Annotated in this window: 21 protein-coding genes and 1 pseudogene; 10 read left to right on the plus strand and 12 right to left on the minus strand. The window is 70.9% G+C overall.

From position 1 onward, the window contains the following. Positions 1-12: 12 nt before the first annotated feature. The 3 genes from AB0F52_RS26065 to AB0F52_RS26075 all read right to left on the minus strand — a co-directional run bounded on the left by AB0F52_RS26065 (position 13) and on the right by AB0F52_RS26075 (position 4,644). On the minus strand, positions 13-2,130 hold the full coding sequence (locus AB0F52_RS26065; RefSeq protein ID WP_360176134.1) for an acyltransferase family protein: 2,118 nt from the start codon (positions 2,128-2,130) through the stop codon (positions 13-15). A 397-nt stretch (positions 2,131-2,527) separates the two neighbouring features. Continuing rightward, a complete protein-coding gene (locus tag AB0F52_RS26070; protein WP_360176137.1) occupies positions 2,528-2,800 on the minus strand; it encodes a hypothetical protein in 273 nt (90 codons plus the stop codon). 299 nt (positions 2,801-3,099) lie between these two features. Further along, the gene (locus tag AB0F52_RS26075) at positions 3,100-4,644 is read right to left on the minus strand and encodes an FAD-dependent monooxygenase (RefSeq protein WP_360176140.1); all 1,545 of its coding nucleotides are present in this window, start codon (positions 4,642-4,644) and stop codon (positions 3,100-3,102) included. A gap of 70 nt (positions 4,645-4,714) precedes the next feature. Between AB0F52_RS26075 and AB0F52_RS26080 the strand changes: the two genes are divergently transcribed. The 4 genes and pseudogenes from AB0F52_RS26080 to AB0F52_RS26095 form a co-directional block, all read left to right on the plus strand. After that, positions 4,715-5,293, plus strand: coding sequence for a helix-turn-helix domain-containing protein (locus AB0F52_RS26080; protein WP_360176143.1), 579 nt, complete (start codon positions 4,715-4,717; stop codon positions 5,291-5,293). A 394-nt stretch (positions 5,294-5,687) separates the two neighbouring features. Then, on the plus strand, positions 5,688-5,987 hold the full coding sequence (locus tag AB0F52_RS26085; RefSeq protein WP_360176146.1) for a hypothetical protein: 300 nt from the start codon (positions 5,688-5,690) through the stop codon (positions 5,985-5,987). Positions 5,988-6,476: 489 nt separating this feature from the next. Beyond that, positions 6,477-7,370, plus strand: a complete 894-nt coding sequence (locus tag AB0F52_RS26090; RefSeq protein ID WP_360176149.1) for a glycosyltransferase family 2 protein — start codon at positions 6,477-6,479, stop codon at positions 7,368-7,370. 186 nt (positions 7,371-7,556) lie between these two features. Next, a pseudogene (locus tag AB0F52_RS26095) lies at positions 7,557-7,820 on the plus strand (dehydrogenase); the annotation flags it as partial. On the opposite strand, the gene AB0F52_RS26100 reads toward AB0F52_RS26095, so the two are convergent. Then, the gene (locus AB0F52_RS26100; protein WP_360176152.1) at positions 7,785-8,468 is read right to left on the minus strand and encodes a DUF3159 domain-containing protein; all 684 of its coding nucleotides are present in this window, start codon (positions 8,466-8,468) and stop codon (positions 7,785-7,787) included. The pseudogene AB0F52_RS26095 and the gene AB0F52_RS26100 sit on opposite strands and share 36 nt — an antisense overlap. Next, positions 8,465-9,598, minus strand: a complete 1,134-nt coding sequence (locus tag AB0F52_RS26105; protein ID WP_360176155.1) for an NAD(P)/FAD-dependent oxidoreductase — start codon at positions 9,596-9,598, stop codon at positions 8,465-8,467. Before AB0F52_RS26105 ends, AB0F52_RS26100 begins: the two co-directional genes overlap by 4 nt. A 100-nt stretch (positions 9,599-9,698) precedes the next feature. On the opposite strand from AB0F52_RS26105, the gene AB0F52_RS26110 reads away from it, so the two are divergent. Both AB0F52_RS26110 and AB0F52_RS26115 read left to right on the plus strand, forming a co-directional pair. Further along, entirely contained in the window at positions 9,699-10,301 is a 603-nt protein-coding gene (locus AB0F52_RS26110; protein WP_360176158.1) for a TetR family transcriptional regulator, read from the plus strand. 101 nt (positions 10,302-10,402) lie between these two features. After that, positions 10,403-10,996, plus strand: coding sequence for a septum formation family protein (locus AB0F52_RS26115; RefSeq protein WP_360176161.1), 594 nt, complete (start codon positions 10,403-10,405; stop codon positions 10,994-10,996). A 53-nt stretch (positions 10,997-11,049) separates the two neighbouring features. Here the strand turns inward: AB0F52_RS26115 and AB0F52_RS26120 are convergent, their stop codons facing one another. From AB0F52_RS26120 to AB0F52_RS26140, 5 genes are read right to left on the minus strand one after another with little or no spacing between them, the layout of a single operon-like run. Then, entirely contained in the window at positions 11,050-12,258 is a 1,209-nt protein-coding gene (locus tag AB0F52_RS26120; RefSeq protein ID WP_360176164.1) for a cytochrome P450, read from the minus strand. After that, positions 12,255-12,788, minus strand: a complete 534-nt coding sequence (locus AB0F52_RS26125) for an ATP/GTP-binding protein (RefSeq protein WP_360176716.1) — start codon at positions 12,786-12,788, stop codon at positions 12,255-12,257. Before AB0F52_RS26125 ends, AB0F52_RS26120 begins: the two co-directional genes overlap by 4 nt. A gap of 52 nt (positions 12,789-12,840) precedes the next feature. Next, positions 12,841-13,200 carry a DUF742 domain-containing protein gene (locus AB0F52_RS26130; protein ID WP_360176167.1) on the minus strand — a complete coding sequence of 120 codons (360 nt, stop codon included), beginning with the start codon at positions 13,198-13,200 and terminating at the stop codon, positions 12,841-12,843. 1 nt (position 13,201) lies between these two features. Then, positions 13,202-13,624 carry a roadblock/LC7 domain-containing protein gene (locus AB0F52_RS26135; protein WP_360176170.1) on the minus strand — a complete coding sequence of 141 codons (423 nt, stop codon included), beginning with the start codon at positions 13,622-13,624 and terminating at the stop codon, positions 13,202-13,204. Beyond that, positions 13,621-14,988, minus strand: coding sequence for an ATP-binding protein (locus AB0F52_RS26140; protein WP_360176173.1), 1,368 nt, complete (start codon positions 14,986-14,988; stop codon positions 13,621-13,623). Before AB0F52_RS26140 ends, AB0F52_RS26135 begins: the two co-directional genes overlap by 4 nt. 443 nt (positions 14,989-15,431) lie before the next feature. Between AB0F52_RS26140 and AB0F52_RS26145 the strand changes: the two genes are divergently transcribed. Next, positions 15,432-15,791, plus strand: coding sequence for a hypothetical protein (locus AB0F52_RS26145; RefSeq protein ID WP_360176176.1), 360 nt, complete (start codon positions 15,432-15,434; stop codon positions 15,789-15,791). A gap of 207 nt (positions 15,792-15,998) precedes the next feature. Next, the gene (locus AB0F52_RS26150) at positions 15,999-17,120 is read left to right on the plus strand and encodes a hypothetical protein (RefSeq protein WP_360176178.1); all 1,122 of its coding nucleotides are present in this window, start codon (positions 15,999-16,001) and stop codon (positions 17,118-17,120) included. Here the strand turns inward: AB0F52_RS26150 and AB0F52_RS26155 are convergent. Beyond that, the gene (locus tag AB0F52_RS26155) at positions 17,117-17,554 is read right to left on the minus strand and encodes a hypothetical protein (RefSeq protein ID WP_360176181.1); all 438 of its coding nucleotides are present in this window, start codon (positions 17,552-17,554) and stop codon (positions 17,117-17,119) included. The two genes, AB0F52_RS26150 and AB0F52_RS26155, sit on opposite strands and share 4 nt — an antisense overlap. Positions 17,555-17,571: 17 nt before the next feature. Next, the gene (locus AB0F52_RS26160) at positions 17,572-17,994 is read right to left on the minus strand and encodes a DUF2690 domain-containing protein (protein ID WP_360176184.1); all 423 of its coding nucleotides are present in this window, start codon (positions 17,992-17,994) and stop codon (positions 17,572-17,574) included. Positions 17,995-18,227: 233 nt separating this feature from the next. Here AB0F52_RS26160 and AB0F52_RS26165 point away from each other — a divergent pair, with 233 nt between their 5' ends. Together AB0F52_RS26165 and AB0F52_RS26170 are read left to right on the plus strand one after the other, a co-directional pair. Continuing rightward, positions 18,228-20,972, plus strand: a complete 2,745-nt coding sequence (locus AB0F52_RS26165) for a BTAD domain-containing putative transcriptional regulator (protein WP_360176187.1) — start codon at positions 18,228-18,230, stop codon at positions 20,970-20,972. Positions 20,973-21,593: 621 nt separating this feature from the next. Then, the gene (locus tag AB0F52_RS26170) at positions 21,594-22,742 is read left to right on the plus strand and encodes a M48 family metalloprotease (protein ID WP_360176189.1); all 1,149 of its coding nucleotides are present in this window, start codon (positions 21,594-21,596) and stop codon (positions 22,740-22,742) included. The last annotated feature ends 233 nt before the right edge of the window (positions 22,743-22,975 follow it).

A 22,975-nucleotide genomic window follows, 5' to 3' on the forward strand; every position in this document is an offset into this window, starting at 1 on the left:
AGTGGGCGGGGGCTAGATTCCCAGGGCCTGGCGGAGGGGGGTCGCCAAGGTGCGGATGTAGGTGTCCGTGAGGTGGTTGTCGCGGTAGACGACCACGTTGCCCACGACCGCCGGGCACAGGTCCGCCGTGCAGATCCAGTTCGTCAAGTCCACGACCCGCACGCCAGGGATGGTGGCCGCGGTGGTGGCCAAGGGGTCGGTGAAGGCGTCTACCGCCTTGGACCTTGGCTTGTCGCAGGAGTGGGGGGCTGGGTTGCGTTGCAGGCAGTTGAGGACGTTGTCGTCGGCGCGGGGGGTGTCCCTGATGACGGCGACGGGGATGCCCGCGGCGGTGATCTTTTCGAGGTACGAGCGGTAGCCCGCGGTGAGTGCCTCCGGGGACTTCCACGCCCAACTGAGGTCGTTGAGGTAGGACTCGGGGGACATGGCCGCGGTGACCAGGAGGTCGGGCTTGTCCGCCAGCATCGAGTCGATCTTCAGTTTGTCCTGGGCGGGGCACTCGGCGAACGGCTCGGCCCGGCTCGGGTCGGCGTCTCGGGTCTTGGTTGGGGCCGCGGCGCTGAAGGGGCAGCCGTCGTGGAGCATGAACTTGACGCGCCAGCCAGCGCGGTTGGCGATGTCGATCAGGGCCGTGGCGAACTGGGTCATGTGCGAGTCGCCGATGACGACCATCGTCTTCGTCGCGCCGGCGCGGCCGTAGGCGCACTTGTCACTTTTCATCGGGAAGGCCACCGGGTCGTACTGGCCGCAGCCGTCGTGCCACACCGAAGCGATGTCCTTGGCTGCCACCGACGGATCGGGCACGACCGGCACGTCCTCGCGCACGGTGAGTGCGTGCGCCGGGTCCAGCGCGAGCGCGCCAGGGTGGTCGGCGTCCAACGCGATGTCGGCGCGCAGCGCGTCGAGGCGGTGCTGCGCGATCTGCCACGGCACCGTCGCGGCCACCGTGGTGACCACCGCCATGCAGGCACCCAGCGCGTAAGCGGCACGGCGCCTCGGGCGCGCATCCCCGCGACGGGGCCGCGGTCGCCGCAGCGGGTCCTCGACCAGGTGCTTCGACAGCGCCGCGAGCACCAGGCTCGACACTGCGGCGACCAGCACCTGACGCTTGCTGAGCTTGGCGGCACCCGCCTCCTCCAACAGGAAGACCACCACCGGCCAGTGCCACAGGTACAGGCTGTAGGAGATGTCGCCCACGTAGCGCAGCGGCGGCAGGCCCAGCAGCGGCGACAGTTCGCCGACCCGGGGACGCTCGGCGGTGCCCGCGACCAGCAGCGCGGCCGTGCCCAGCGTGGGCAGCAGGGCGATCCAGCCGGGGAACGCCATGTGCGTGCCGAAGGTGAAAGCGCTGACCAGCACCACGCCCAGGCCCAGCCACCCCAGCGCCAGCCGCGCGGCGAAGCGCACGCGCACCTGGCGGACGACCATCGCGGTCAGGCCGCCGATGCCCAGCTCCCACATGCGGGTGGGGGTGATGAAGTACGCCTGACCGTGGTTGATCTGCGTATAGACCGCGGAGAACACCAGCGACGCCACCGTCAGCACCGTGATCGCGCCGAACGCCACCGCCACGGGACGTGAACCGGACCGCCGCGCGATCGCCGCGCTGAGCAGCAGCAACAGCGGGATGACCAGGTAGAACTGCTCTTCGACGCTCAACGACCAGAAGTGCTGCACGGGCGAGGCGGAGGCGGTGGCTGTCGCGTAGTCCGACGAGAACAGGGCGAGCACCCAGTTCTGCACGTTCAGCGCGGACGCCACCACCTCGCGCAGGATCTCCGGCCAGCGCGACACCGGCACCAGCAGCACCGTCGCCGCGACCGTGGCCAGCAGCACGACGGTCGCCGCGGGCAGCAGCCGCCGGATGCGCCGGGCGTAGAAGTTGAGCAGCCCGACCCGCCCGGTGCGGCGCAGCTCACCCGTGAGGGTGCCGATGATCAGGTAGCCGGAGATCACGAAGAAGACGTCGACGCCGACGAATCCGCCGGGCAGCCACCCTGGCCTGAGGTGGTAGACGAGCACGAGGCCGACGGCGAGCGCGCGCAGACCCTGGATGTCGTCGCGCTGTTTGTGGCCGGTGCTCGCGGGTGCGGTGGGTACGGACGGGCGGGCGGTGACCGTAGACGTCATGATGCTCGAAGCCCTCCGTGGCTCTGTTTCCCCAGTGCCCCCCGGCGACTGCCGTCCGGTATGAGCGCCGCAAGATCCCCCGCGCGCGTCCCAACAGGGCCCACGCGAACTATCCGCCTGCGCCCGACGGGCGTTACAAGCGCCGTTGAAGCTACCCCACCCCAACCCGACGCCTGAACCTGCCGCCTGCCGGGAGGCTCGACGACGAGCCACCAGCCGAGACCAGTGACGCCGATTTCGCGAACGAGAGCCGCAGCGACGCGGGCGATACGGCAGAGCACCGCGTCGAATCTCGGCTTCCTCCAGTCCGCGGCCGGCCGGCCTCACCGGTTCGTTCAGCGATCTCAAGACAAGGTCATTCGCCAGAAGGCGTGCCGGACGGCGAACAGGGGGACAGCTATCGGCGGAAGCCACGATGACGGTCGCGCGGTGGGACATTGCCGAACTCGTCGAACCAACGCTCGGCCTCGTCCCGTTCGAGCGGGATGCGGTAGCTGAGCAGCCCCTCGTAGTCCTCGTCCTGGAACAGAACGTCCTGCAGGGTGTCCCAGTTGTAGTCAGATCGCGAGGCCGGTAGCTCGGTCTCCAAATCCGCGACGAGTTCGTCTTCGTCGTGGTGGAGCCGCTCGGCATCTTGGATCGCCAGCGGCCGGGCGTTCCGTCGCGGCACATTCCGGTCCGGCAGATGTAGTCGATACGGTCCAGCTCCGTGACCAGGTCCGCGGCCAGCCGTCGGCGGGTCCTGCCCACGACATCACGCGGCCGCACCGACGCCAGCAAAGCGCGGGCCTGAGCAGCGGACAGAAACTTCTTCGCCCCGCCCGGAAGCAGTTCCGACAGCATGGGTGGGCATGCCGATGAGCGGGAATTCGCGCCGCGGCCCATCGAGAGGTGGTACTTGCGCGACTGGATCCTGACCGCACCGCACGTCGAAGCCGGCGGCTGATTCCGCTGGCGCTGATTTGCCCGTTATGCGGGGATGGCCGCGGTGCCGAGCACTCGGGTCACTGCCTCGGCGAGTGGCGTGCCGCATGCCGAGTGCCAGGCGACGATGACGTCCGGGCGCAGCAGCAGAGCGCCGTCGGCGGGCAGGCAGACCTCTTCGAGCCAGTGCTGGTGCGACACCGTGGCCAGGCGCAACCCGAGACGATCCGCTTCGGCGATCCAGCGTCCGTTGTCCGGGCCGGCGAGCAGGGTCAGGCCGGGCCCGGCGAGGTCCACAGTGGACGTCTTGGCGTCGAGCCAGGCGTGGGGCACGCGCGTGCCGGGACGGCCCGCCGGGGCGTAGTGGTCGACGGGCGCGGGGTCGCGGCCGTCGGGCACGAATGCGCCTTCGGTGTACTGGGTGCCGAACATCGTGGCCGGCAGGTCGTCGTGCCGGCTGTCGGGCTTGGTGAAGGCGGCCAGCATGTCGCCGACGTGCCCGCGGACCGTGCTGGAGGCTTCGGCGATCGCGTAGCCGGCCGGACGGCGTTCGGCGTGGTAGGTGTCGAGGATGGCGGGCGCCGCCTGTCCGGCCAGTACGGCCGCGAGCTTCCAGGCGAGGTTGGCCGCGTCGGCGATGGCGGTGTTGGCGCCGGCCGCGGCCATCGGGGGCATCATGTGCGCGGCGTCGCCCACCAGGAACACGCGGCCGTCGCGGAACCGGTCGGCCACGCGCATCGCCGACTCCCAGGGCGACCGGCTGAGCAGTTCGACGTCGAGATCCGGGATGCCGGTCACGATGCGCAGGAGGTCGTGCCAGTCGCCGTCGCCGAGCGTATGCGCCTCGGGGAAGTCGGCCGTCGAGAACAGCCACCGGTCCGTGCCGTTGACCGAGAGGAAGGCGCCCGAAGCCACCGGGTTGTCGATCTCGCACAGGTTGAACGGCTTTTCTCGCGCGAGCTCGGTGAGATCGGCGCGGAAGTAGAGGTCGAGGTTGTCGGCGAGATGACCGTGGCCGCTGCGCGGGATGCCCAGTGCCGTGCGGATGGGACTGCGGGCGCCGTCGGCGGCGATCAGGTAGTCCGCGCTCAGCTCGTACGGCTCGCCGTCCGCCGGCTTCAGCAGCGCGGTCACCCCGCCGTCGTCTTGGGTGAAGGACACCAGTTCGGTGCCGAGCCGCACGGACACGCCCCGTTCTTCGGCGGCCCGGCGCAGGATCGGCTCCAGCACGACCTGCGGGCACAAGACGTTCGGTCCCGGGCTCAGCTCGGGAATCCTCGCCTGCTGCAGCCGCCGTTGCCGCATGGTGCCGCTCATTTCCCGTACCCGGGCGTCGGCCAGTGTCGGACCGGCCAGAACCTCGGTGAACGACGCCAGCGGCGCACTCGCCTCGGCGACCTCGGCGGCCAGGCCCAGCAGGCGGAACACCTCGGTGCTGCGCGGGTTGAACCGGCGCGCCTTCGGCTGCGGCGACACACCGGCGTGCTTCTCGGCCAGCACCGGATACACCCCTTCGCGGCGCAGCAGCAGGGCGGCGGTCAGTCCGGCGATGCCGCCACCGCTGATCAGGATCGGAACGCGTGTGGTCATGAGAACCCCTTGAAGTAAAAGTGGCACGGTACAACTGAGTACACCGTACAACTAGTGATATTGTCAATCCATGACTACCGGGATGGGCAGGCGGGAGCGCAAGAAGGCGGCTACCCACCAGGCGCTGGCCGATGCGGCCCTGCGGCTGTTCCTCGAGCGCGGCTACGACAACGTGGGCGTTCGCGAGATCGCCGACGCCGCCGACGTGTCCACCACGACTCTGCAGAAACACTTCCCCAGCAAGGAATCCCTCGTGTTCGACCGGGACGCCGACATCGAGGAGGCCCTGATCGCCGCTGTGCGCGACCGCGCGCCGGGCACTTCAGTGCTCGCCGCGCTGCGGGACCACACACTGGCCCGCGTCGAACACGGCGCCGCCGCCGACGGGGCGTCGGAATTCATGACCCTGGTGCGCAGCACGCCGGCGCTCTGCGAGTACTGGCGCCGGATGTGGATGCGGCACAAGGACGCGCTCAGCCACGTCCTCGCCGCCGAAACCGGCGCACCCGAAACCGATCCCGGATGCGCCGCATTGGCCCACTTCGCCCTGGAAACCTCGGCACTCGCCGTCCGCGCCGAAGATCCGGCCCGCACCGTCGAAGCCGCGTTCGCCATCCTCGAACACGGCTGGCGCGCCGCACCACGCTGAGCTGCTCCTCAGGGGACCCCACCACTCGTCCCGGACGGTATGGGTGGCTCGACAGCGTGCCGGGTGCACATCCTCTTCTGCCGCGGAGCGCGCGTCCCGGTGAGCCACTCCCAGCGACACCTCGACACCGGACCGACCCCATAAGCAACGCAGCTCATGACAGCCGCCCGCCACACGACACAGCCCGACCTGACCCGCCCGGGTGGAGCCAAGCCCGTGTCGTCTGCCAGCTGGACAGATGTTCGAGACAAGCACGGCTAGCGGCCGAACTGGGTCGCCACCAACCTGACGCACTCCGCAGCGATGTCACGCAAGCCGACGGCCGGAATATCGATTGCCAAGCCTGCACCGCCGTCGAACGATGACACCTTGTGACGACTACAGGCGAGAAACCATGCCCCGCCCGCGCCAGGCCGGTGGCGTTGCTGACCGGCGTCGGCCGCTCGGGATCGGGGCCGGCATCGCCCGCCAGCCGGCCCAGGCAGGCTGGGACGTCGCTTTCACCTACTGGACACCGTACGACGCGCGCATGGCCTGGGGCATCGAATCCGATGCGGCGGATTCGATCGCCGAAACCCTGGCGGCACAGGGCTCCAAGACGGTGGCATCGAGGCGGACCTCGCCGACCCGGAGATTCCGGAGCGCGTCTTCGACGAAGTCGAACGACGTCTCGGCTGCGTCACCACATTGGTGATGTGCCACCGCTCACCTCGTGGCGTTCCTGTGCTCCCGCAGGGCCAGTGGGTCAACGGGCAATTGCTGAAGAGCAACGGAGGGTTCACCGCCTGACAGCCCGGCCCGCTCGCACCAGCTTCGTGACCGGCAAGACCCAGGCCGACCCACCGGCCAGGAGCCCAACTCCTACACCTAAGGTCAGGGCGACCCCGTCAACGACAGCGATCCCGCCGGCTCGACCGTCCTGGGTGGTATCGCGGAACTCGCGAAAGCCATCGGGTATCCCTTGTCGCTGGCGTGGCGTGCCTTGCCGGTGTGGGCGCGGAGTTCAACGGATAGGCGACAACGCAAAATCTTCCTCAGCGTCACCATCGCCACGCTGGTCTGCTGGCTACAGCCTTCACGCTACTGCGGATGTCAGCCGGCGCGGAGGCGTTGTGCTTGGACCTCGGCGATCGATTTCCCCCTTGTATGCTGATCTCCGTTCGAATCGACTGGGGGTTGGCGAGTGCGGATCGTGATGACGTTGCTGGTGCGCGACGAGGCCGACATCGTGGCGGCCACTGTGGAGCACCACCTCGCCGCGGGGGTGGATTTCGTCGTGGCGACGGACAACGGGTCCGTCGACGGCACCACCGAAACCCTCGAACGCTACCGCGACGCCGGGGTCCTCGAGCTGCGGCACGAGCCAGGCCGCGACTACGAGCAGGCCCGGTGGGTCACCGCGATGGCCCGGCGCGCCGCGGAGTCGCACGGCGCCGACTGGGTGATCAACGGTGACGCCGACGAGTTCCTCTGGCCCGGCGCGGCGACCGACGTGGACCGGACAGCGATCCCGGACGCGCTGGCCGCCGTCGACAGCCGGTGCGGCACCGTGGAGATGGTCCGCGACAACCTGGTGGCCGATCCCGCTCGCAGCGGCCCGTGGCCCTCGACGCACGTCCTGCGCGACACCCTGTCACTGTCGGCGCGCGGCACGCGGATCGGGAACAAAGTGTGCCACCGCGCCGATCCCGGGGTGACGGTCGGCGTCGGCAACCACAGCGCGACCGGCGCCGCGCTCGGCGGACTCGCCGCCGAGCGGCCCCTGGGGATCCTGCACGTACCCGACCGCGGACTGGCGCAGTTCACCCGCAAGGTCGCCAACGCGGGAGCCGCGTTCGCCGCCAACACTCGCCTCGACCCGGGCATCGGCTGGCACATGCGCGACGACTACCAGCTCCTGCTGGACGGTGAACTGGCGCGAACCTGGGCTCGGCGGCAGCCGGACGCGGCGGCCGCCGGCGCCGGCCTCGCCAAGGGAACCCTCGTCCGCGACAGCCGACTCACGGACCGGTTGACCGCCTTGCTGCCGACCGCGGTCATCCCCGACGCGCTGAAAGACGTTCTCCGCGGAGCGTAGCGCCAGGGTAGAGACGATGAAACATCCTGACGCGCAGGCCTTCACGGGCGCTCGTTGGCCAAGGTCGCTCATGACGCTGATCCGGCCGCACGGCGGCCGGGCTGATCCTTCGACATGCGCGCGGCGCAGTAAGGGTCCTTCAAGACTCTTGACGCGTAGAAGCGGATCCTCGAGATTGGCGCCCCAGTGATCCGGGTGACCAACGCGATGCTGCCGTTCGTGCGGCGCGCGGCGTCGCCGCGCATCGTCAACGTCTCCAGCAGCGTCGGGTCCGTGACCTTGCCGGCGGACCCGGACTTCGAAGTCGGCCCGATCATGGCGGCCTACGCGCCGACGAAGTCGTACCTCAACGCCGTCTGCCCGGGCCTGGCCGCGATCCGGCTCGCCATCCTGCCCGACGGCGGACCGGCCGGCTCATTCGTCGACGACGACGGCGCCGTCCCCTGGTGACGTCCGGTCCTGCCCGCGAGCGACGAAATCGGGCTGCCCGTGCGGGTCTTCGCGGAGTATCCGCCAGCACAGGTACAGGCACGCGCCCGCCGAGGGCGCACCTCCCAGCAGCGTGGCGGCGACGCCGAGCGCGGTGGTCTGCCCGGCCACGTACAGCGGCATCTGCACCGCCGTCGCGATGGCGCACTTCACCACGAACACCGCCGTGCACAGCTGGTAGCGCCGCCGTGCTGCCGGGTCGCGCCGCCAGCCGAACCGGTCGCGGCGCACCACCCTCAGCACCACCCCGACCACCGGCCACCGCACCAGCATCGACAGCAGGAAAACCGCTCCCTGGGCCGCCTGGATCACCACGGCGGGAAGGTAGAAGTTGATCGCCTGCCCGGTGGCTCCGGCCAGCAAGGCGGAGCCCCCGACGATGGCCAGCCCGATCGCCGCCGACCAGAAGCGCCGGTCGGTCCACACGCGCACGACCGCGAGCACCGCCACCGCGCCGACGGCGATCAGCGCGGAGGTCCACACCCGGCCGGTCAGCAGGGAGGCGACCAGGAACACCACCCGGGACGCGAGGCCCTCGGCGACCGTGCGCCAACCGCCCACCGCGTCGAACACCGACAGGGACTTCCGCGTCAGCACATCGAGGCTCATGCGCTCGCCTTCGCCGCGACGGGGGTGAAGCTGGTGCGGCGCATGGTGTCCTCGTAGGCGCCGATCGCCTCGAGCAGGCCGAGCCGGCCACGGTCCGCCTCGGCCAGCGCCTCGCCGAGGCGGTGCGCGTCCCGCATCGCCAGGTTGCCACCGAACCCCGGGGCCAGGTGGATGGCGTCGCCGAGGACCGTCACCGGACTGGCGGGCCAGGCGGGCATCGGCGGGATCGTCCCGATCCGGAGTGCGGCCGTGACGTCCGGCCAAGCCTCGGCGACGATCAGCCGCAGCGTCGGGTGCAGGTCCGCGGCCAGCTCCTGGGCCTGGTGCCACACCGTGGCCGGTGAGCCGAGCCGCTCTCGCACGCAGGGCAGCGCCCACATCACGTAGTCCTCGACGTCCACGACCGCGCGGGAACCCAACGCGGGCAGCAACTCCTCCCGCGCGGCCACCGGCCGCCGGGTGAACCGCAGCACGCCCAGCGCCATCATCGTGTCGCCTGCCCGCGCGGCGGCCGGGCTGTCGCCGACCAGCGCCGGCAGCCCGGTGCCGGCCACCGCTCGCAGCGGAGTCGCCCCCATGACCATGCGTCGTCCCGTGTCCGCCACCCGCACGTCCGGCAAGTACCGGCGGCGCACCGCCGAACCGATTCCGTCCGCGCCGACCAGGACGTCCCCGGTATCCGTGCCGCCGTCGGCGAAGAAAGCCCGGACGGTGCCGTCAGCACGCCGCTCGAACCGCGTGAACTCGGCTCCGAACCGGACCACGTCGTCCAGTCCCGTCAGCAGCACCGCCCGGAGCAACGGCCGGTGGACCTGCCGGCCGGGCCGCGCCCGCCCGCCCGAACCATCGGACGGCCGGGTAGCCACGACAGTCAGCTCTCCCTCCACTTCGGACAGTGTGAGGGTCTGGTCGCGCGGCCCTCCCGTGGTGGCTTCCGCCATCGCGGCGTGTGCCGGGGGCAGGCACCCCCGCAGCGCCGCCGCGCCCCGGTCGTCGAGGTGCAGGCTCACCCCCTGACGACGTCCTTGCGCGCCATCCCGCTCGTACACCGCGACGTCGATGCCCGCCCGGCGGAGCCCGTGGGCCAGCGTCAGCCCACCGAGACCGGCGCCGATCACGATCACCCTCATGTCCGCACCCTTTCTTCACCACCTGATGAAGAACACGCTACGGCGAGTTCGGGCAAAACTCCACCGGCCGATGAAGAAAGAGTGCTAGGCTTCGGTGGTCATGACGGAAGACGGCACCCACGGCCGCCCCGGACGCTGGCGGTCCGGCGCGGAGAGCAAGCAGCGGATCCTGCGGACCGCGCGTGAACTGTTCGGCGAGCACGGTTACCGCGCCACGACCGTGCGCGCGATCGCCACCGCGGCGGGGGTCGACCCGGCGATGGTTTTCTACTTCTTCGGCACCAAGCAGGGCCTCTTCGGCGCCGCTGTCGAGATGTCCGAGAACGTCCCCCCGGCCATCGAGTCGATCTTCGCCGGCGGCCTCGACACCATCGGCGAACGCATCATCCGGACCCTGGTGGAGAACCTCGACAAGTCCGGCCGCACCCCGCTCGTGATGCTGACCAGATCGGCACCGACCGACGCCCAGTCCCAAGAGCTGCTGCGCGAGTTCATCGACCGCGAAATCACCGACCGGCTGGCGGCGCTGCTCGGCACGCCCGACGCCGCGCTGCGGGCCGCCATGGTCAACGTCCAGATCCTCGGTCTCACGGTGGCGAGGTACATCGTGCGGATCGAACCGATCGCGTCCGCCTCCGTCGACGAACTGGCCGAAAGGTTCGGTCCGCTGGTGCAGCACTGCCTGACGGCAGGGGCTCGCTAGGATCTTCTCCGCCGGGTCGGGGGACGCCGGAGGGGGAACCTTGCTCGACGAAACGCGGTCGACGCTGTCCAGCCACGACCAGACGAGGAGTCCACGGCCCCGTGGACTCCACCGAGGGGACCGACGGGTTCGCGATCGCGTCGTTCCTCTGCGGCCTCGTCGGTCTTGTGCCGCTCGCCGCGCTGTTCGGCATCCGTGCGCTCGTCCGCACCAACCGATCCGGGCGCGGGCTGGCGGTGGCCGGCCTCGCGCTCAGCGTGCTCTGGCTGGGCGTCGGCGTGGTGAAGGTCGTCCCCGTGCTGTTCGCGCACCCGGTTGCCACGCTCGCGCAGCTGACCTCCGACGGCAAGGACTCCATCCACGCGCTGGGGACGGGCGACTGCTTCGACTCCGGCGCCGACGGCGAACACGTCACCCGGATCCCTTGCGAGGAACCGCACGACGAGCAGATTTTCCACCGCATCGACGTGGGCGAGACCGCTGACGCCTACCCGGGCCTCGAAGCGATTCGCGAACCGGCGCTGACCACCTGCCGGATCGCGGCGGCGGCCTACTTCGCCACGGGCACCCCGCCGTCCGGGCTCGAGTTCTTCGTGCACCTCCCGACCCGCGAATCCTGGATCGGCGGCGTACGCGCGGCGACCTGCACCTTCGGGCGACCGGGCGCGAAGCTCACCGCATTCGTGCAGCCCTGACCGGGTTCGGCCCGGTTCGGCATGCGATCGAAAGCGTGGCGGGCCGTCCGGGGTCACCAGGCCAGCGTGAACTTCACCGGCAACGCCGCCAGGCCGCGGAACAGCGGCGACGGCCGCCACTCCAGCGTGTCGGCCGGCACCGCCAGCACCACGTCCGGGAGGCGGTCGAGCAGGACTTCGATCGCGGCCTCGGCGATGACCTTGGCGATCTCCTGGGCCGCGTACGGACACCGGTGTTCGCCGTGGCTGAACGACATGTACGCCTGGTTGCCGGTCGACGCCTGCGGGACCGGCCGGACGAGCGGGTCCTGGTTGGCCGCGGCGAGGCCGAGGATGAGCAGGTCGCCCTGGCGGATCTGCCGGCCGCCCAGCCGGAGGTCGTGGACGGCGAACCGGCCCGGGAAGTTCTGGGTGGGGGTGTCCTCCCAGAGCACCTCGTTCAGCGCCTGGCCGACACTGCGGCGGCCGCCGGACAACGTCATCGCGAAGCGGTCGTCGGTGAGCATCAGCCGCAGGGTGTTGCCGATCCAGTAGGCGGTGGGCAACTGTCCCGCGTTCATCAGGTGGAGCAGGTCCTCGGTGATCTCCTCGTCGGCGAGCGCGGCCGGGTGGGCCAGCAGCCGCGACGTGACGTCCGGCCCGGGATCGCGCCGCTTGGACTCGACCATTCGCCGCACCTTCTCCCGGACGCGCGCGTAAGCCTCGTTCGCGCCCTCGCCGGCGGCGTGCGTCTGGTAGACGTCACGGACCAGGTCGCCGGTTTCCGCGGCCGGCACGCCGATCATCCGGGCGACGACGGGCAGCGGTATCCCGTCGGCGTACTGCGTGATCAGGTCCGCCTCGCCGGAGCCGGCGAAGGCGTCGATGAGCTCGTCGGCCACCTGCTGGGCACGCGCGCCCAGGTCGAACTGGTCGACGGCGCCGAGCGCTTCGTCGAGCGCCTCGGCCCGCCGCCGGTGCTCGGCGCCCTCGGCGAACATCATCGTCGGCTGGTAGCCGATGAGCGGGAGCAACGGCCAGTCCGGCGGCACCCGGTCCCAGGCGTTCCAGCGCCGGGAGTCGCGCCCGAAGACCTCCGGATTGCTCACGACGTGCTGCACCTCGCGGTAGCCCAGTACCAGCCACGCCGGCAGGTCGCCGTCGAGCAGGACCGGGGCCACCGGCCCGTGCGCCCGCCGCAGCTCCGCGTAGAGGTCGGCGGACTTCTGCTGGAATCGCGGCCCGTACAACGGCGTGGCGGGTGCGGGCTGGGGGGTGGTCATGACGCGGTCTCCCGGGCGGAGGACAGGGCGAAGAGGTGGTCGACGAGGGTGAGCAGGACGGTCTTGCCGGAGTCGCGCCGCCGGGCGTCGCAGTCGATCAGCGGGACGTGCGGGGACAGGTCGAGTGCCTGCCGCACCTGGTCCAGGGTGTGTTCCGGCCGGCCGAAGTTGTTGCGTGCCACGATGAAGGGCGTCCCGTGGTGTTCGAGGCGGTCGATGGAGTACCACGAGTCGGCCAGCCGGCGGGTGTCCACCAGCACCACGGCGCCCAGGGTGCCGGCGAACAGGCGGTCCCAGAGGAACCAGAACCGCTCTTGTCCCGGCGCGCCGAACAGGTACAGCACCATGTGCTCGTTGAGGGTGATCCGCCCGAAGTCGAACGCGACCGTGGTGGTGGTCTTGCCGTGCGAGGCGCCGTCGTCGATCCCGACGCCCGCCTGCGTCATGGTTTCCTCCGTGCTCAGCGGGCGGATTTCGCTGACCGAACGGACCATGGTCGTCTTGCCCACCCCGAACCCGCCGACGATCACGATCTTCAGCCCGTCCCTGGCGGTGCTCGGCAGCGGAGTACGGGCGTCTTGCTCAGAGCTTCTTGAGTCCAACAAGCACCTGCTTCAGGGTTTCGAGATCGGGCAGACGGGTGTCGACGGGAGCCGAGGACGGGTGGCGGGCGGTGATCCGGCCGGTGTCGAGCAAGTCGCACAGCAGGATCTTCACGACGCTCACCGGAAGGCCGAGCTCCGAGGAGACCTCCACCATCGCCGTCGGGTGCCGGCACATCCGCAGGATCTTGACGTGCTCGGACTGCATGCCCGGGACCGGATCGCCCTCGCTCACGATCAGCGTCACGAGGTCCAGAGCGGTCTCGTTCGCGCGGCTGCGCCCGCCGGTGACGGTGTACAACCGGTCCGGGTCCTCGCGGTGCAGGTCTTCCCGGCTCATGTCATCCGGCCGCGGTGCCGCGGCTGGGATCGGGGCGGGGCGGGGCGGTCAGGTGCTCGCCGATCTGCTCGACGAGCTCGTTCATGTTGTGGCCGATGACGCCCACGTCCGCGTCATCGCCGGCGATCACGGCGAGATGCGCTCCCTCGCCGGCTTCCACGATGAACAGCATCCCGCCGTGGAACTCCGTCATGGACTGCCGGACGCCACCGGTACCGTCGCCGAACTCGATCGACGTGCCGTACGCCAGGCTCTGGATGCCCGAAGCGATGGCGGCCAGCTGGTCGGCCTGGTCCATCGTGAGCCCCCGGGTGTGGCAGAGCTTGAGCCCGTCCTTGGACAGCACCAGGGCGTGCCGGGTGCCCGGCGTCTTGCTCAGGAGGTTCTCCAGCAACCAGTCCAGGTCGTGATCCGTGGTGTTCATCGGCTGTCCTCCGAAGGAGCAGAAGGGCGGGTTCCCCGGCCGGCCGCGCGGAAGGCGCTGAACCGCGCGCCGGCGTCGGCACGAGCCGGGGCGGGGCTCGCCGCCGGCGGCGAGCCCGTCTTGGGCGCGGCCGCCAGCGTCTGCCCGCGACGTCGCTGCGGCAGCCCGGACGATGCACTCTCCACTTTGGACTCCTCCGCGGTGGGCGCGGCGGGCACGGCGGCGGGTGCGGACGGCGCGGCCGGTGGGCTCGGCGCGGCCGGCCGGACGTCCGGTTCGGGCTGCGTGATCAGTTGCCGCGGGATCATGACCACCACTCCGGTGCCGCCCCGCGCGGACGGCCGGAAGTGCACGGTCAGGCCGTGTTTGCGCGCCAGGCACCCCACCACCGCCAGTCCCAGCCGGGTGCCGGAAAGCGTGGTCAGGTCCAGCGGCTCGGAGGACACCGCCCGCACGGCGCGCTCCAGCGCCGCGGGGCTCATGACGAGGCCGCTGTCCTCGATGGTGACCACGACACCCGCGTGCACTTCCTCCACGTACACGTGCACGTTCTCCGACGGAGGCGAAAAGGCGGCGGCGTTGTCCATCAGTTCGGCCAGTGCGTGCATGACGCCTTCGGCGGCGTACCCGGCGACCGCGACCGTGCTCGTCGAGTGCGTTTGCACCCGCTGGTAGGCGCTGATGCGCCCCATCGCGCCGCGCAGGATGCTTTCCATCACGATCGGCTTGGTCCAGCGCCGGCCGGACCGTGCCCCGGTCAGCACCGCGATGCTGTCCGCCAGCCGGCCCGCCTGCGCGGTGCTGTGGTCCAGTTTGAGCAGGTCGCCGAGCACGTTCTCGTCGTACCGGCCTTCCATCTCCCGCAGGTCGGCCAGCATGCTGGTGGCCAGTGCCTGAACCCGGCCGGCGGCGTTGGCGCAGGCCGCCATCGTGGCCGCGCGCATGCGCTCTCCCCGGCCGATCTCCTGCGCGACCGTGCCCAGCAGCCGCCGGTGCACGCCGTCGACGGACCCGGGCACCTCGGCGAGCGCGGTGTCCACCGACGCTCCGTCGCGCACGCGCCGGACCACTGCGGGCAGCGTGTCGTCGGCGAGCCGGGTGACCTCCGCGTCCAGTGCCGCGGCGTGGCCCCGAAGCCGGCGCACCGCCTGCACGCAGTACGCGGCGACCGTGACCGCGGCGCACACCACCACGGCCGCCACCCCGCCGTACCAGGCCACGAACGTCCGGTCCGCCGCGGGCGCCCCGGCCGTCATCCACCACCAGATCCCGCCGGTGACGACGATCGCGGCCGGCAGGACGAACAGGGCTCGCCCCACCGGCAGGCGGCCGGCCTGGTGGTGAGCGGGTAAGTGCACTGACATCGATCAGGTCCTCGGGGGCGCTCGGAGACAGGGACTTCAGGGGTGCGGAACCGGAGCGCGCCACGCAGCGGCACCCGATATCGAGCGGTCGCGGGAAACGTGCCCGGGCTCGCGCGGCATTTCACTGAAGGGGTGACCGGCGGACTGCCGTGGGGTCGGGTGGGGAAGCTTCGATCCAGGCTCCTCATTCCCTGCGACGGTCGCCTCGGCAAGGTGCGTGCCCGGTACGGCGCATCAAGACGAGCGTCGCCGGCGGCGAGCAAGACCCTAGCGCCGATCTTTCCCGTTCGTAAGAGTCAATCTCCGACGGCACCTTTTTCGCCGGTCTTCGATGTTTCCGGAAAGTCAATCTCCAACGAATCTGTCCGGGTATCGGGAAATGGCGAGGAATGGGTGCTCGACTCGCTTCGGCGATCCTCGCCGGCTCGACGTACTCTGCCCAGGTGATCGAGATCGGTTCGCGGGCGCGCACGCTGCCGGCACCGCCACCGGTCGTCTGGGACTCGCTCGTGGAGCCGCACCGGCCAGGCACCCGTCCGTGGCTCCACCTGCTGGCCGACGAAGTCGAACCCCGGGTCCTCGCCGCGGAGAAGCCCAGCCGGGCGGTGTGGTCGTCGCTGTGGCCGAGCCGGCCCGATGACCGGATCCATTTCGCGCTGACGGCGTCGCGCGACGGAGGGACCTTGTTGAGGTTCACCTTGGTCACTCCCGGCGAAGCCCCCGACCAGAGCAAGACCGGACACCTCCGGCGGCGGCTCAACCAGCTGCTGTTCGCCGATCTCCGCTTCTCCTACGGCCAATGAGCGGTGCGCCGGGTGTGGGGACCGCATCCGACGCGCTCGACGACCTGTCGAGCAAGCTCCACCACCAGGGCGGTTGGCTCTGCTCGGCGGCACCGGCCGCGCTGCCGGTGCTGACCGATCTCGCCTCCGGCCGTGCCGTGCACCACCGGCACGAGGTGGTCGGCTTGATCCGGCTCTTGGCCGTCGAGGCCTCGACCGCACCCGCGAGTGGGGGGGTCCCCCGGCTGGCAGCCTGCGCTCGAGGCCGCGAGACCGCGGTTGCTCGCGCTGCTGGACGCCCCGGATCCGCGCGTGCGCCGGGCAGCGACCCTGCTGGTGGCGCTGCTGGACGCCGAGGACCTCCAGGTGCGCTTGGCCGCCGTGCACGCGTTGGCCGGGTCCGATTCCGGCGTCGCGGCTCGGCGGGTCGACGTGCCGGTGCGAGCCGTGCTGGACCCGGACGCCGCGCGGTGGCGGGACTCCGCCTGGCTCGGGGGCACCTCCACCACTCTCGTGCACGCCACCGGCGAGCTGCCGGCCGCCGACCCGGTCGCGGCCACCGCGTTCGCGACCGGAGTCGCCCGCCGCGGCCACCCGCCGATCTGCGGGTGGCCGCCCTCCGGCACACCCAGCAGGTGCTCTCCCGGTGGCGCACCACCACCGAGGGCCTTCTGCCGTTGCTGGGCGGCAGCCTGGACGACGATGTCCCCGAGGTGCGTTTATGTCGGTGACGCGGCGGTGTGGGCACTGGCCCGGCAAGGTCATCCGGGCTGCCTGCCGGGCCTGGCGGACCGACTGTCCGGCGGCCGGCTCGGGTTCGACACCGAAATCGTCCATTTCGGACGAACGCACCCCGTGCCGGCTCAGCCGGCGATCTGCGAAGTGCTGATTCCGTTGCGCGAGCACAGCGGCGTTCTCCTCGGCCCGCTCGCCGCTCGACGAGACCTGGCGCCGAACGTGTGCACCGTGGTCGCGGCCGCAGCGGCCGCCCTGCCCGTCCTCGTCGACGCCGCGGCGGAGCCGAAGCTCCGGCCGTCGGCCGCGAGAGCGCTCGGGGCCATCGGGCTCACCGCCCGGGACGCGGTGGCAACGCTGCGGGACAGCGCCGCAGAGCCGGCCGTGGCGTGGGCGCTGTGGCGAGTCACCGGCGACTCGGCGGAAGCCACCGCCGTGCTGACCGGGCCGGCCGGGCCGCTCGCCCGAGGCGATTGCCCGCCGGCCGGCGCCGCGGCACTGCACCACCTCGCCGTCATCGGCACGGCCGGCGACCGGGTGCGAGCCGTGGCCCGGGCCGACGCCTCCGCGCTTCTCGATCGACCCGGTTCACGTACCTGTGCCGAGCGACGCTAGTCCCTGATCGTGCAACCGTTCCTGGTGCAGACGGCGCGGTGCAAGTAGCTGCTGTCGAAGTCCCACAGCTCGACGTAGGCGATGGTGATCCCGCCCGGAGCGTCGCAGGGTATGTCGACAACGGATTCCCGGGTGTCGCCGACTGACGCCGTCCGCGTTTCCACACCCGATATGCAGTGGGGGGACTCGCCTTGGAAGACGGCCGTCTTTTTCGCGGCGACTGCTTTGACCGAGCCCGTGGCGCGAATGCTGCGGTCGTACCAGGTAATGGAGCCCGCGAGAACACTGGCGCCGTATTCCATGCGGAACGGAGTGACCGGATAAGCTGCCGACGTGCTCGCGTAACCAGCCGCAGGGCCGGTGAGCATCCCCAGTGCCGCGAGCATGGACGCGACCAAGACGACCGGTAATGCTTTGATCGTGTTCTTCTTCATGGTCGGCCCTCGTCCGTTCAGGCGTGGTAAGCGCAGCCGTCGTCCGTGGCCGTGTAGATGCAGAACTGCTCCCAGGGGTAGGCCTGCGAGATCATCGGCGTCCAGTCCGGGTGCCTGGTCACCGGGTTTTTGGCGAAGTAGGCCTTGCGGACCCGGTTGCCGTTCGCATCCCAGACCCCGCCGGCGATCGTCGGGTACTGCCCGAGACCGCCGTTTTGGGGGGACCAGGAGATTCTGGTCCAGAAAGAATGACAGCTCGGCGACCAGCGCAGCTCGCCGCGAATGAGCGAAGCGGTCAGCTCCTTCTTCGTGACCGCGTCCCGGCCGCACCCGGTCGTCTCGGGGTCCTTGCCGTTGCAGGCCGCATAGGTGCACGCGGGGGCCGCCTGCGCCTCGACCGCGCTGAGAACGGTCATCGAGACCGCCAGCGCGGCAGCCAAGGCGAAACCTCGAGCCACTCCCCACGCACCGGTCTTCGCCATTGCCGATCGGCACCAGTTCGCATCCATCGTCAACGCCTCCCCACGTTGTTGCTGGTAGGGGAATGCTCGCAGTGACCGCTTCTCGAACGCTGTGCACCAGGAGCGGACGCACATAGCGCCGATTCACCCAGACGGTCCTGTACTCGGCCGCTTTTTCTGGTATGGCCAAACCCGGCTGGTACGGTTCCGACATGCCGGAGGGTTGCTGGGACATCCAGGTTCTCGGACCGCTGTGGGTGGGTTGGCAAGGCGTCGAAACAGACCTCGGCTCCCCGCAGGCGCGTGCCGTGTTCGCGGTGCTGCTGCTGTCCGCGAATCAGCCCGTGACCTGGGAAAGAATCGCTGACGAGCTGTGGGACGAGCACCCGCCGGCCACGGCGAAGACACAAATCCACGGCCTGATCTCGCGGGTGCGCCGCGCCCTGCCGCGGCCGTTGATCGCCACCCGGCGCTCGGGCTACGTGCTCGAGTTGCCCGCGGAAGCACTGGACGTCGAGCGGTTCACGACGCTCACCGCGACGGCCCGCGAGCTGATCGCGGAGGAGCAGCTCGAACAGGGCACCCGGCTGATGAACGACGCGCTCGGGCTGTGGCGCGGCCCGGCACTGCCCGACGTCCCCGTGCCGTCCGCGCGGGTGGCCGCCGACCGGTGGGACGAGCTGCGGCTGGCCGCGATCGAGGACCGGGTCGAGGCGGACCTGCGGCTGGGCCGCACCCACGGGCTCGTCGACGAGCTGACCGAGGTGATCGCCGCACATCCGCTGCGGGAACGGCCGCGGGCTCAGCTGATGACGGTACTGGCGCGGTCCGGGCGGATCCCGGAGGCGCTGGAGGTCTACCTGGACCTGCGCCGGACCATGGTGACCGAACTCGGTGTCGAGCCGTCACCGGCGCTGCGCGCACTGCACGCCGGTGTCCTGCGCGGCGAACCGACGTTGCGGCCCGCGGTCACCGCCCCTCGCGAGGTGAACCGGCCACGGCAGCTGCCGGTGGATCTCGCCGACTTCACCGGCCGGGCCGGCCTGCTGGCCGAGCTGGCGGCCGACCTGCGCACGCCGGACCGGCGCGAGCCGCTGGTGCTGACCATCTCCGGTGTCGGCGGGCTGGGCAAGACGACGTTCGCGGTGCGGCTGGCGCACGAAGTCCGCGACGCGTATCCGGACGGCCAGCTCTTCGCGACGCTGGGGGACTCCGGTGCCGACACGGTGCTCCCCCGGTTCCTGCGCGCGCTGGGCGTCGCGGTCGACATGGTGCCCTCCGACCAGGACGAATGCTCCGCGCTGCTGCGTGACCTGCTCGTCGACAGCAAGGTGCTGATCGTGCTGGACAACGTCCAGCACGAAAGCCAGGTCCGGCCCTTGCTGCCCGCCGCGCCCGGCTGCGCGGTGCTCGTCACCAGCAGGCAAACGCTCAGCGGGCTGGAGCACGGCAGGCGGGTCCGGCTCGACCTGCTCAGCGATGCGGACGCGGCCAGTCTGCTCAGCACCATCACCGGCGTGCGGCACGGGCCCGACGAGGCGCTGCTGGCGCACTGCGGCGGCCTGCCGCTGGCCCTGCGGGTCGCGGGCGCCCTGCTCGCCGAGCGCCCCCATTGGAACACCGCGGACCTGGCCGACCGGTTGACGGCCGAGCGGACCCGGCTGGACTGGCTGGCGGTCGGCGACCTCGCCGTCCGCGCCAGCTTCGCGATCAGCTACCGCCAGCTGCCCGCCACGCACCAGACCCTGTTCCGCAGGCTGGGCTCGCTGTCCGTGCCGACCTTCGGCGCGTGGCTGGCCGCCGCCGTGCTGGGGATCGATGCGCGCGCGGCCGAGCGGATGCTGGAGGACCTCGTCGGCTGCCACCTCGTGGAGCCCGCCGGCCGGGCGGCGGGCGCGGCCCGCTACCGGCTGCACGACCTGTTGCGGTGCTTCGCGGCCGAGAAGGCCGAGGAGGAACCGGAGCCCGAACGCCGGCAGACCATCACCAGGGCCCTCGGCGGATGGCTCTACCTCAGCGAGCAGGCGGCGGCCCGGCTGCCGCGCAGCGTGCTGACCGCGCTGCCCGGCGACGCGAGCCGGTGGCCGGCCGACAGCGAGCCGATCACCGACGCCACGGAGTGGTTCGAGGCCGAGCTGCCCGCGCTGCACGCGGCCATCAAGATCGCCGTGGCCGAGGGGATGACCGACCACAGCTGGGAACTGGCCATCATGTGCCAGCAGTACTTCGACCACAGCGGCCGCAACGAGGTGTGGTTCCAGTTCACCACCGAAGCGCTCACCGGAGTGCCCGGCGGCCGCGGCCGGGCCGCGCTGCTGCTCGGGCTCGGGCAGCTGCACATCTACTGGGACCGGTTCCCGGAGGCGTTCGCCGCGCTGCGGGAGTCGTTGGCGATCAGCGAAGAGATCGGCGACGTGCCGGGGATCGCGCGTGCGCTCGGCGGCCTGGCCACCACCTACCGCGTGACGGGCCAAGCCGATGAGGCGCTGGAGTTCAACGCGCGCGCGACCGTGCTGGCGGCCGAAACCGGCGCCCGCCACCTCGAAATCCAGCTCCGCGCGGGCGCGGCGGCGCTGCACCTGGCCGAGGGCAGGCCCGGGCGGGCCTGGACGCTGCTGGAAGAAGCGTTGGAACGAGCCATGACACTGGGCGACGACCACCGCACGGCCGCCGTGCTGACCCGCTGCGGCGAGTTCAACCTCAAGCAGAACGCGCCGGCGAAGGCGTTGCGGCAGCTGACGCGGGCCCTCGAGATCGTGGAAGGCCAGCGCGACCGGCGCTGCACCGCACGGGTGCGGCTCCAGCTGGGCCGCGCCCACGCGATGCTCGGCGACATCGCGACGGCGACCGACGTGCTGGCCGCGGCCTGCTCGCTGTTCGTCGAACTCGGCGACGGGCAGAACGAGGCCAACTGCGCGTTCGAGCTGGCCCACGCCCACGGTCAGCCAACAAGCTGAGGGAATGTCGGCCACCTGGGTCGACGCGCGCCGGCGGACACCACGAGCGTGAGCGGCCAGCGAACCTCCTCGGTTTCGGCCGACATCCGTTGGCGCGGAAGGACGTCCAGCTGCTCGGCCGTCAACCGCCCGCCGGTGGCGATGCAGAAGTTGCCCGCCCATCGTTCCCGGTGGCGGATCGCCGGGTGCGGGCACACGCCGGCCGAGCCGCTTCTGCGCCACGCGTGCGTCGAGGTACGAAGCGACTTCCGCGCGCCACACCGCGCGGCCGGCCTCCAACGCCTCGAGCGCCCGCGGCAGAGCCGATTCGTGGTGCTGGTACGGCCCGGCCGGCTCACCGAGGAAACTCAACGTCGCCCGGTGGCCGATCGGGTGGTACCACCCCACACACGAACACAACGCCGTCACGCACCCGGCGCGCCCGCTCGGTGAACCCCATCGGCAGACGGTACCGAGCACCGCGTCCCTAGTACTTTCGGCCGATGTCCGCACCGCCGAAACCCTCCGAAAGACGTGGGCCATTTCGGGGTTCTTGTCCCGGCGCCGGTTTCGCCGCCAATCCCCGCCCTACTGTGGCGACGATCGGTGATCTTGAAACGGACCAGCAGAGGGGAAACCACCTTGCCCAAGCGGACCGGATTTCTCGGCAACACGCTCGCGGCAGCGGGCACCGCGGCGGCGCTCGTGCTCGCCACGGCCGTTCCCGCCGCCGCGAGCACGCCATCCACCGTCGAGGAGGATGTCGCGCAGCTGTACCAGGACGTCATCGACCTCTACAACGGCCTGCCCGGCGACGCGCTGCGCGGCGTCGACCGGCTCATCGAGTCACCCGTCCCGCGAATCGGCCCCCAGAGCCAGGCCGCGCAGGACCCGATCCCGGGGTGCACCGAAGGTTCGCTGCTGACGTACGCGAACAAGCTCGCGAACCAGCTCACCCCCCTCGAGGGCAAGGCGCTCGACGCGCTGTCGGGGCTCAGCCAGCTCTACGTCCAGGGCGTCGCGTCCGACAAGACCCCGCAGGTCTTCGGCACCGACGGTCAGTACACCGCGCGCGCCACCGCCACGATCGACAAGCTGCGCGGCTTCTGGGACATCGAAAGCTGGAACATCCAGCTCGTCGCCTGGAAGGGCACCGACCTCGGCAGCCAGGCGAAGATGGCGCAGACCTTCAGCCTCGGGCTCGCGCCGGCGAAGGTGAAGGACGCCGCCGCGCTCGCCACCAAGGTGCTCTACGAAGTGCCGGCACTGCAGGGCGGCCGCAACCCGCTGATCAGCCTGAACGCGTTCTCCGCCCCGGCCGGCAGCCTCGGTGGCAAGCGCGTGGCACTCGGCGACGGCCTGCTCGACACCGTCGACGCTCTCGGGTTCGACGACGTCTCGGTGGAGTCCGTGATCGGCCACGAGTACGGCCACCAAGTCGACTTCGCCCACGACAACCATCCGCGCAACGAGTCCTCCGAGATGGGTCCCGACGCCTACGGCGGCTACTTCGTCGCGCACGCCAAGGGCTTCGGCTGGAACGCCCGCACCCAGCAGGAAGTCATTTACCTCGACGCGTCCATCGGTGACTGCTTCCACAGCCACGGCACCCCCGACCAGCGCAAAGCCGCGGGCGCCTGGGGCGAGAAGCAGGCGACGGGCCAGGCCAACCCGAACCGGGTCATCCCGTCCGCCACGATGATCGAGAAATTCCAGAAGGTGTACCCGAAGCTGATGCCGCCGGCGACCGGCCAGGCGGCCGGAGCCGCGGTGGCCGCGGCTCGCGGCTGAGCCCGGGTTCCCGACGGCGGGCCGTCTCCCTCGCTGCAAGGGGAGACGGCCCGCCGTCGCGAGAACGGCTGCCGATGTGGGTGCGCCCCGGTCAGAGGATCCGACACCTCGACCTCGAGGGCCACGTCATCGTACTTCTCGATCACGTAGCCGAACGGTGTCGAGGGTGGTGTGCTGTCGGCGTCAGTCCCAGTGATTGAAACGTCAGCGGTCCCATCCCCTCGAGAGGCCGC

Source organism: Amycolatopsis sp. NPDC024027, assembly GCF_040638975.1.
Taxonomy (GTDB): Bacteria; Actinomycetota; Actinomycetes; order Mycobacteriales; family Pseudonocardiaceae; genus Amycolatopsis.